We start from the raw sequence: 9,213 nt of genomic DNA on the forward strand, positions 1-9,213 counted from the left end.
GCCCGCCTGAGCGGCGGGCGCGCGCGGGGGCCGGCTGGTGAGCTCCGCGTAGCCGGATCGCGGTGGGCGGGACACGGGGGCAGGGCGCCAGGGTGGGGGCCTCTTGAGGGACGGCTTCGGTGGCTGACCCGCACCGCGTGCCGCCGTACCGTCTGCCGCCGTCCCGCATGCCGCCGTCGAGGCGGGCGGCACGGTGGGCCAGGCGGGGGCGCAGCCGCTGTCCACCACCCGGCCACTGTCCACGAACTGCCCGGACGAGCGCCGCCTGCGCGACGGCAGGCACAGCCACCCACCCCGCCGTCGGCCTGTCGGTCCGTCGGCCTACGACGGCACCCGCGTCCCGCACCGTCCCTTCCCCACTGCCAGATACACGCACGCCCCCGCCAGCGCGGCCTCCGCGGCCGCGCAGCCCACCGCCTGGAGCAGGGCTGTGCCCGTGCCGGCGGTGGTTATGTCGAACCAGGCGTCGAGGACGGCCGTGGACGCCGTGGCGGAGGCGGTGAGCCGGGCCCGGGGGTCGGCGCGGAGGCCGAGGAGGGCCGTGGCCGCGCAGCCCGCCGTCATCAGGACGTCGAGGCCTATCCAGGCCAGCGGCCAGTGATCCACCGTGGTGCGGCCGGGCAGTGTCATCGCGAGCACCGCCATCCACGGCACCAGCAGGACCGCCGCCGCGGCCAGCCCGATGAGCGTCCACTTCTTCTTCGCCGTCACGCCCCGCCCCCTCCCAGCCCCTCCCAGGGCCGCAGTCGTCCTCGATCCGGCTTCACCACAGTAGACCGCAGAGAAAATTCTGCAAAGAGAATTCGGCAATCCTCGGCAAAGCTCAGGGACGTCTCAGGGTTCTCGGGGTTACGGTTTCCGCATGACCGACGGCATGCCCGAGATGACCAGCCTGGAGCGCACCGCGCTCTACAAATCCCTGGGCAACCCCCTGCGCCGCCGGATCCTGGAGTACCTCGGCCGGCACGGCGAGGCGAACTCCACGGTGCTGGCGCGCGAACTCGGCGAGAGCTCCGGCACCACCAGCTACCACCTGCGCAAACTCGCCGAGCAGCGGCTCATCGAGGAGATACCGGAGAAGTCCGGCGGCCGCGAGCGCTGGTGGCGGACCCTGCCGTTCCGGCACACCGCGCCGGACCCGGCCACGATGGCCCCGGACGAGTACGCGGCCGCCGCCCAACTCGCCCACCTCAAGATCGAGTTCGACACCGCGCTCTACCACCGCGCCCACCACGAGTACCGCGGCCCCGAAGGCTGGGCCCAGGTCCAGCGCCACGGCACGTGGATGACCCGCGAGGAACTGCTCGCCTTCATGCGCGACTATCACGCCCTGCTCGACCGCTACGGCCACTCCCGCGAGGAGGCCCCGGAGGGCGCCCGTCCGATGCTCATGCGCTACTACGCGGTCCCGGAACCCTCGGAAGACCGCCCCTAGCCGGCCAGGACCCGGTGGGCCGAGGCGGCCGGGTCCGGAGCGCGCCGAATGGCCCAGGCCGGAGGAGAGGTCTGGCCTGGGCCTTGGGGGCGGGTGTCGGTCAGGACAGGTAGCCCCGTTGCAGGGCCAGCGCGACGAGCTGGGTGCGATTGGTGGTGCCCGTCTTGTCGCGCAGGCGGCGCAGATGGGTGTCGACGGTGTGGCGGCTGATGCCCAGCTGCCGGCCGATGTTCCAGTTGGTCTCGCCTCCGACCAGAAGGGTGAGGACCTGCTTCTCACGGGGGGTCAGCGCGGGGGTGGAAACGATGGTTTCGAGCATGTTCCAGCTCCTGATCTCTCTTCGGATGAGGATCAGCCTCGCCCAGCCCCGGCGTGGTCGCGACGGGCCGCACGCCTCACCAACATGCCTGACAGTAAGGCGACACGTGGGCAGAGCGGGCGTATCGGGAGGTAAAGGGTAAAAGGGGTCGGGGGGCTCAGGCCGGCCGCCGGCCGCCGACTCCTCCTTCGGCCTCCCCTCGGAGGGGACCCGTGCCACGCATCTGTGTCGGTTGTCCGGATTGCCGCCCCTTCAGTTTGCGGTCACGCACCATGGTGAGGGGTCAATTCGCAGCGGATCATGCCGGATTGGGCCATGGTTGGCCGTGCACCGACAGCCCGGTGCACCTGCCGACAGCGCAGATCACGCCACCACTTCGTAGGGGACCCATGCTGAAACGCCTTGCCGTGACCGTCCTCGTCGCCGCGGCCACCCTGACCGTCCAGCCGCTCGCCCAGGCCTCGGCTGCGGGTACCGGTGCCACCGTCGAGTGCTCGCCGGGCGGCGGTGCGGTGCTCCTGTCCGTCCACCTGTCGGACGCCGGCGACTTGGTGTCCACCCCGGTCACCAACGGTGTGGGCGACGGTCATGCCGGCCTCTGCGGCGACACCTCCTGGGGTGGCTGATCCACCGCGAGGAGCAGGGTGACGACGCAGCGCGCGCCCGGCGTCGGCTCGGCCCGACGCGCTCGGCGGGGTGGTACGTAGAGCGCTGCACCGACCTCGGTCGGCACCGGAAGAAGGCGGCGCCCGCACCATGGCCGCGCCGCAGGTGCCGTACTCCGGCGCCCGGCGTCCGGTGGACCACCGGATGAACGGGCGCCGACTGCTGTCCGCCGACGGTGCACACGTTTGCGGTCGGGGCGGCAGACCCGTCCACCGGACGATGCCGCCGGCCGACCGAGCCGGGTTCGTTCACCGCCGACGCCGCGCCCCGCGCGCACGCCGCGCCCCGCGCGCCGGGAGTACCGGGGGTGCCTACGCCGCGGCAGTCACGCGAACTCGTTCCCCCGTTCCCAGGCCCCCGGTGCCTCGACCGGAGCACGGCGCGATCGCGCTTCCGGGGCGAGCAGCCCGAGAACGGCCGCCTGGCAGCCGGCCTGGAAACGGCTGGCCGCTCCCAACTCCTCCATGATGTCGGCGATATGGCGACGGGCCGTACGCAGTGACATGCCCAGCCTGCGGGCTATCGCCTCGTCCTTGTGGCCCGCCGCGAGCAGCCGCACGATCGTCGTGTGGATCTCCCGGGAGACCTCCTCCAGTCCCTGGGTGGCCGCGTCCGCGAACGGGGTGGCCCGGTCCCAGGTCTGCTCGAAGATCTCGCAGAGATAGCTGACCGTGGACGGCTCGCGGATCACGATGGCCCCCCAACTGCCGTCCTGGACAGGGATGAAGGCAAGCTCCCGGTCGAAGACGATGAGTCTCCCGAACAGCTCGTGCGCGGTGCGGTACTGACCGCCCAGCGCCGAGGCCGCGGTGACGTACACCTGGCTCGGTCCGTTGAACCGGGCGGTGTGGTGATAGAGCGTGCGGAGCTGGATCCCGCGCTCCAGCATGGCCTTGTCCCGGGTCAGCGCCTCCTGCATCGCCTCCGGAACGCGCGACCCGCCGCCGGGCTGGCTGCTGAGCACCTCCCGACGGCAGCGGTCCGAGGCGTGGTTGAGCATGCCGCGCACGTCCTCCACGTTCTCCAGCAGCTCCATCGCGGCGGTCGGCGAGTGGCTGCGGTGGTAGCTGGCGGAGAAACGATCCAGTTCACGGCGGATCTCGGCGAGCCGGCCCTGCCGCTCCCGGATCTCGGCCTCCACCGGAGCGGCGAGCTGCGCGGTCGCGGTCTCGGGCGCCACCGCGAAGACCACCCGGGGGTCGTCGGGGACCACATGCAACAGGCGGGCCGCCAGCAGGCGTTCCACACTGCGCGCGGCCTCCTGCTCGTCCGTCCCCGTGGCGGCGGCGATCGCGGCCGTGTCAGCCCTGCGGTGTTCGAGCACCCAGCTGTAGACGGCCGTGTCGGCGTCGACCAGCCCGCGCACCGCCTCGAATCCCCCGCCGTTCCGCGGAACTTCCACGCTGCCCTCCTCGTGCCGACCCAGACCCCTGGACCGCTGTTCTCGCAGGGCAGGCTACTTGACGATCTTCCTGGCCAGCCGCTGTGCGGGAGGCTCCGCGGCCCGGACGGTGGGGAGCGCGTTCGAGGTACCGCACATGCTCTCCCGAAATAACGGGGCTGTTCCTGGATTCCAGCGCGGGCGAAGCTAGTTGATGTCAGAAGCGGTCGCCGCGGAAATGCGGAAACCGCGACCCCGATACCCGGAAAAGGAGAATTTCCATGGGCGAGATCACCAACAACGAGCTGCTGCGTGTCGACGCGATCGTCGAGTCCCTTGAGGGCCTGGACGCCACGGAGTACGGCACCGAGGCCCTCTCGGCGCCGCAGGCCGCGTCCTCCGACGTTCCGAACTGGATGTAATCAGCGCCGAAGGGGGCGTGGGAGCGGCATGACTGCTCCCACGCCCCCTCGGGGTTTCAGGACATTCACCGAACAGTGAGATGGGGGGTGCGAAGAGTGTCAGCCACACTGAAGGACCATCCGGTGGTGGCGCGGTTCGCTGAGACACGCGGCGCCGCGGCGGACCGCTACGGCCGCAATTCACAAGCCGTTGTATTCCTGCTCTATGAAGAGCTCCTTTCGATGTTGACGCTGCTCGCCGCGGAACAGTCGTCGACCCCGGTGCGGACGAGGGTCGAAGAACTGGTCTCCGACATCCAGCACCGTTTCGACACGGGAGGTGTCGCGGCGCCGGCCCGGAAGGTCCAGCGGACGGTGTCGACGAACCCGACCGTCATCGAGTTCGACCGTCCGACCTTCGAGAAGTACTACCGGCGTCCCCTGGAAGCCATGGACCGGCGTGCCGTACGGATGGCCGACCGAGGTCAGGTGCTGGCCGCACTCCGTCTTGGCGCGTCGTATCTGTATGTCGTGGACGAGGACGGCGAGCTGTGGATCTGGCCGCGGCCCTACCGGCTCCTGGACGTCATGTTCGGCTGGGCGCGGGGACGCCCGGCCGAGGCGACCCGCGTCGTTCATCCCATGCTCGTCCCGGACCGCCTCCGGGCCAGGGCGGCCGGAGAGCTGGTGGTCGTCGGATCACCGGAACGCCTCTTCGCCGTCGCCAATCTCAAATCCGGTCACTTCCGGCCGTCGGCGGAATGCGCGTCCGGAATACGACAGGCGGTCGAACGGGCCATCGGCTCCCCAGACCCCGCCGACATCGTGGTGTTCACCATGCCGGCGCCGATCCCACCCGCGAAGGGAGTGTGAATCCCGTGACGGAACAGTCAACGGCAGCCGCCCCCACGGCCGTTGTGGACGAGAACATCCACATAGGCATCGAACATGAATGCAAATGGGCTCTTCGGGAAGAACAAACCGAAGACCCGGGCGCCTTCGCGGACTCGGTTCTCTTCGGTGATCTGCTCACCCCGATGGCCGCCCCCCGGGACTATTTGCAGTCGTCGCTCTACCTGGACGACGCCGAAGGCTCTTTCGCCCGAGCCGGGCACTCCTTGAGCATCGTCGTCAACAGCGGTGCTCCCGGCGGCACCTGCGTGATCGTGTTCAAGCAGGCGGTGCACCGGCGCGGGTGGCGCGACGGGCTCGAACTGCGCCAGAAAGTCCCCTACCGGGGGGTCGGCGCCAGGATTTCCGACCCGGGGACCGTGCCGATCGCCTACGCCAGGACCCTGCGCCTGCTCACCGGTGACCTGAGGGCGGCCGGCGTGGCCGTCCAGCGACGCTACAAGTGCTTCGGCCGTACCGCCGACGGCACAGAGGTCGTGTGCAACCTCGACTACGTCGACTTCGGCGACCCGGCCGCTCCCCGGGACTCCTCCCGGCACTACCGATGCCTGGAGATCGAGGTCAACTCCCCCTTCCCGACGGCGCTTGCCGACCTGGACCGGCTCGCCGGGCGGCTGGACGAGCGGCTGGGCGTGGCCCGCGACCGTACCAGCAAGTCACAGCTGGCCCGGGCCGTCGACCACGGCGGGAGCATCGGTGGGTAAGTCGTCCGCGGAGCGGCTGGGCCGGGACTTCACGGTGATCTTGACAGGGCGTTCCCTGTCGGGGCTCGGCGGCTACCTCCAGTATCTGGCGGTTCCGCTGTGGATCCGCCAGACCACCGGTTCCACGACGGCCGGCCTGCTGGCCTTCGCCATGCTGTTCCTGACCCAGATCTTCTTCACGCCCATCGCCGGGGTGATCGCCGACCGGTTCGATCAGCGCCGTGTCGTCATCGCCGCCGACATCGGCGGCTTCCTGGTGGCCTCCTCCTTGGCCCTGACCGTCGGCGCCGGCCACGTCGCCTGGGTCTACCCGCACCTCATCGCCCAGAACATCCTCTCGGCGCTGGCCCTGCCGGCCTTCATGAGCCTGCTCCCCGATGTGGTGCCCACCGGCCGCCTCCTGGCGGCCAATTCCCTCATCAACGCCTCGGGCAACGGGGCGGTGCTGCTCGGCCCGCTGCTGGGCACGGCTCTCCTGGCACACACCTCGATCGCCGTGGTCGTCTGGCTGAACGCCGCGACCTTCCTGGTGGCCGCCGTGTGCATGCTGCCTCGCGGAAGCAGCCGACCCCCCGCCCGCGCCACCACGGCGCACAGGGGAGGGCGGACGAACCTGCGGCAGGGAGTAGCAGCCGTATGGGCCGATCCGGTGCTGCGGTGGACCATGGCCGCGGAGGCACCCTGGTACCTCTGCTTCGGCGCGGCGACAGAACTGGTCCTGCTCCATTTCGGAGCGAGCCACGCCACACAGGCACCGGGCCTGTTCGGGCTCGGCGCCGGCGCCGGCTGCCTCGCGACGACCCTGGCCCTCGCCCGCGTACGCCGCGAGCTGTCCGCCGCCTCGCTGTTCCGGACGGCCGTACTGATCACCGCGCCGGTGGCCGTCGCCGCCACCTGGTGCGCCGGCGCCGAGGGCACCACCGTCTTCGTCGTCCTCACCGGTGTGCTGCTGGGCGTCCACGGCTACCTGACCACCATCGGCCCGGCGATGCAGTGCCAGCAACGGGCGGAACCCGGTTTCCGCGGCCGGGTCACCGCCGTACGCCGTACCTGGAAGGCGGTCTGGCAACTCGCCGGCACCGCCGCCGCGGGCCTGTCGGCGCAATGTGTCGCGCCGCTGACCATCGTGGCCGTCGGCGGTGTGCTGGCGACCGTCACCGCTGCCCCGTGGGCCTGGCAGGCCCTGCGCGCCGGCGGATCGCCGCGCTCACCGGGAGCCGTCGCCGCAGCACTGGAGTCGGCCCGGGGGTCCGCCCGGTGACGCCGCCTCGCCCCGGCGGGGCCTGCATCGTCGACCTGCCCGCTGGATACGAGGACGATGCCCCGCGGCACGCGGGATTCGGCGCGCTGCTCGCCGCCGTCCTCAACGACCCGCGCTGTGGGGGTGCGGCGAGGCGGGCCGCCACCGCCGGTTGGCTCACCCGGCATCAACTGGACGCGCGGACCTCGTCGTTCGCTTACTGGTCAGCCGCCCCGGCTGACCTCATGACCGTCCTCGACGAGCTGCGGAACACCCGCCTGCCGTCCGGGCCCGCGGGGGAAGCGGTGCTCGACGGCCTCAGGGCACGCCAGATCGCCGCGATCGAGGGCCGCGGCGCGACCCCGCTGACCCTGCTCGGCCAACTGCTGGAGCGCGCCGCCCGGCGGACGCCCGACACCGATCCACGCGGCACCGCCGGGACACTCGCCGCCGTCTCCACCGCCGACCTGAACCACGCCATCGAGACGCTCCTGGCCCGGGCACGCGTCCACCGCGGCCATCCGTCGATACCGGCCCGGCCCGGTGAGCCGCCCGAGCAACCGACGGCCCGCGACCGCAACCGCGCCGGGGCCGGGGCCACGGGGGTCCCCGCGCACGACTCGCACTGGCGTGGAGCCCTTGAGATCGCGACACATCCCGGCTGCGACGCCCGTGTCGCTCTCCGCCTCCCGATCCGTCCGCCGGGGCCCGACCTGCTTCCACTCACGGTCGAACGGCTCGGCAACGGCCCCAACGGGCGCCTCCACCACGCACTGCGCCATCGCCACCACCTGGCGTACGGGTTCACCGCCGCCTACTGGCACGAGCCCGGATCATCCTCGATCGGTGCCACCGCCACCGTAGCCCCGCAACATGCCGCGGCAGCCCTGCGCGTCCTGGACCACACCGTGCGGCAACTGGCCCGCGGAGCCGATCCGCACGAGACGGACCTCGCGCGCCGCCGTTGCCGGGCCGAGAACCTCGCGGCACTCGACGGGCCGTTCGGCGCGGTCGACGACCTCCGACGCCAGGACCTGGGCGAACAGACGATCCGGCAACGCCTCACCGCGATGGCGGAGATCACCGAGATCCCCGGCCTGACCTTCCTGGCCCGACCACCCGCCGCGGCCGCGCTCGGCCCGTTCACCCAAGAGCAACGGCGCCAACTCACCGACGTGTACCAGGAGATCCAGTGACACCCTCCGAAGCGGCCGACGGACCGGTCCGCCGGTTCAGTGTCGGAAACCTCCAGGTGGACCTGGAAACGCTGCCATGGGCGCACTCCTTCGGCGCCGCCCTGGTGGTCGGCTGCGGGTCCCGCGACGACCCCCACGGCCTTGAGGGAACGGCCCACATGGCCGAACACCTCAACATTCTCACCGGCCCGCCCGCATGCGCTCCCGGGCTGCCCGTCCTCGCGGTGACCGAGATCGACCGCACCGTGTTCCGCACCACCGGCGACCCGGACGACAGCGCGGCATCGCTACAGCACCTGACGGACATCGCCGGCGGACGCCGTGGGAACGTCACGCCCGACGTGTTCGAAGGGGAAAGACACGCGGTGCTCCTGGAGACCCGCCGTATGGATCACCAGCCCCTGCTGCGGCTCGGCCCGCTGATCGCCGCGGCGGCGGCGGACGAACCGGGCCTGGACTCCATCGCCCGCACCACGGCGGAGTCCCTCTCCGGCATCACACCGGCCGACGTCACCCGCCTCGTCCGGCACGGCTACCCGGGAGCCCGGTCCCAGCTCTTCGTCGCCGGTCCGCCCTCACTCACCGGCGTCGTCGAAGACCTGCTCGCCCGGTACGAGGAATCCAGGGCCGCTACGGCACAGCCCGCAGCCGCCTCGGTCACTGCGGCACAGCCTGCGGGCTCCCCGGTCGCTACGGCACATCTCGCGGGCTCCCCGGTCGCTACGGCACAGTCCGTGGGCTCCCCGACCTTCGTGCCTGGTGGTCACCAGGCCCGACGCGCCGCCGCGCCCGCGGTGCGCGGCCTCAGCGACCTGGTCGCCGTCACCCTGCTGCGTCCGCGCACGCCGAGCGCCGCACTCGGTGCCCTCCTCGACGCGCGAGGCCCGATCGTCGGACTCGGACTCGGACTCGGCACCGGAAAGGGCCTGCGCCCGCTGGGGCGCACCACCATCGCGGGA

Annotated in this window: 11 protein-coding genes; 8 read left to right on the forward strand and 3 right to left on the reverse strand. The window is 71.6% G+C overall.

Going from position 1 to position 9,213, the window contains the following annotated elements:
* Positions 1–321: 321 nt before the first annotated feature.
* Entirely contained in the window at positions 322–711 is a 390-nt protein-coding gene (locus tag CCN72_RS00705; RefSeq protein ID WP_086805869.1) for a hypothetical protein, read from the reverse strand.
* Positions 712–862: 151 nt separating this feature from the next.
* Between CCN72_RS00705 and CCN72_RS00710 the strand changes: the two genes are divergently transcribed.
* Positions 863–1,435, forward strand: a complete 573-nt coding sequence (locus tag CCN72_RS00710; RefSeq protein ID WP_086805870.1) for an ArsR/SmtB family transcription factor — start codon at positions 863–865, stop codon at positions 1,433–1,435.
* Between the two features lie 100 nt (positions 1,436–1,535).
* Here CCN72_RS00710 and CCN72_RS00715 read toward each other — a convergent pair whose 3' ends face one another.
* On the reverse strand, positions 1,536–1,754 hold the full coding sequence (locus CCN72_RS00715) for a response regulator transcription factor (RefSeq protein WP_086805871.1): 219 nt from the start codon (positions 1,752–1,754) through the stop codon (positions 1,536–1,538).
* 389 nt (positions 1,755–2,143) lie between these two features.
* On the opposite strand from CCN72_RS00715, the gene CCN72_RS00720 reads away from it, so the two are divergent.
* The gene (locus CCN72_RS00720) at positions 2,144–2,380 is read left to right on the forward strand and encodes a hypothetical protein (RefSeq protein WP_136099975.1); all 237 of its coding nucleotides are present in this window, start codon (positions 2,144–2,146) and stop codon (positions 2,378–2,380) included.
* A 365-nt stretch (positions 2,381–2,745) separates the two neighbouring features.
* On the opposite strand, the gene CCN72_RS00725 is transcribed toward CCN72_RS00720, so the two are convergent.
* Entirely contained in the window at positions 2,746–3,822 is a 1,077-nt protein-coding gene (locus CCN72_RS00725) for a helix-turn-helix domain-containing protein (protein WP_086805872.1), read from the reverse strand.
* Positions 3,823–4,082: 260 nt separating this feature from the next.
* Between CCN72_RS00725 and CCN72_RS38810 the strand changes: the two genes are divergently transcribed.
* The 6 genes from CCN72_RS38810 to CCN72_RS00745 form a co-directional block, all read left to right on the forward strand.
* Positions 4,083–4,223, forward strand: a complete 141-nt coding sequence (locus CCN72_RS38810; RefSeq protein ID WP_158101304.1) for a hypothetical protein — start codon at positions 4,083–4,085, stop codon at positions 4,221–4,223.
* A gap of 96 nt (positions 4,224–4,319) precedes the next feature.
* The gene (locus tag CCN72_RS00730) at positions 4,320–5,075 is read left to right on the forward strand and encodes a hypothetical protein (protein ID WP_143664018.1); all 756 of its coding nucleotides are present in this window, start codon (positions 4,320–4,322) and stop codon (positions 5,073–5,075) included.
* A 164-nt stretch (positions 5,076–5,239) separates the two neighbouring features.
* Positions 5,240–5,818, forward strand: coding sequence for a hypothetical protein (locus tag CCN72_RS38525; RefSeq protein WP_143664019.1), 579 nt, complete (start codon positions 5,240–5,242; stop codon positions 5,816–5,818).
* Positions 5,811–7,079, forward strand: a complete 1,269-nt coding sequence (locus CCN72_RS00735) for an MFS transporter (RefSeq protein WP_158101305.1) — start codon at positions 5,811–5,813, stop codon at positions 7,077–7,079. Before CCN72_RS38525 ends, CCN72_RS00735 begins: the two co-directional genes overlap by 8 nt.
* Complete coding sequence (locus CCN72_RS00740) at positions 7,076–8,254, forward strand: insulinase family protein (protein ID WP_158101306.1); 1,179 nt, start codon at positions 7,076–7,078, stop codon at positions 8,252–8,254. The genes CCN72_RS00735 and CCN72_RS00740 overlap by 4 nt, the downstream gene beginning before the upstream one ends.
* A partial coding sequence (locus tag CCN72_RS00745; protein WP_158101307.1) for an insulinase family protein occupies positions 8,251–9,213 on the forward strand: 963 nt, incomplete at its 3' end. The genes CCN72_RS00740 and CCN72_RS00745, both read left to right, overlap by 4 nt.

The sequence above is a fragment of the Streptomyces murinus genome, from assembly GCF_002154555.1.
Classification (GTDB): Bacteria; Actinomycetota; Actinomycetes; order Streptomycetales; family Streptomycetaceae; genus Streptomyces; species Streptomyces murinus.

What these genes read in the sequence shown, in the direction of transcription:
- CCN72_RS00710 (WP_086805870.1), top strand. Translation starts at nt 863, where the DNA reads ATGACCGACGGCATGCCCGAGATGACCAGCCTGGAGCGCACCGCGCTC.
- CCN72_RS00715 (WP_086805871.1), bottom strand. Translation starts at nt 1,754, where the DNA reads ATGCTCGAAACCATCGTTTCCACCCCCGCGCTGACCCCCCGTGAGAAG.
- CCN72_RS00720 (WP_136099975.1), top strand. Translation starts at nt 2,144, where the DNA reads ATGCTGAAACGCCTTGCCGTGACCGTCCTCGTCGCCGCGGCCACCCTG.
- CCN72_RS38810 (WP_158101304.1), top strand. Translation starts at nt 4,083, where the DNA reads ATGGGCGAGATCACCAACAACGAGCTGCTGCGTGTCGACGCGATCGTC.
- CCN72_RS38525 (WP_143664019.1), top strand. Translation starts at nt 5,240, where the DNA reads ATGGCCGCCCCCCGGGACTATTTGCAGTCGTCGCTCTACCTGGACGAC.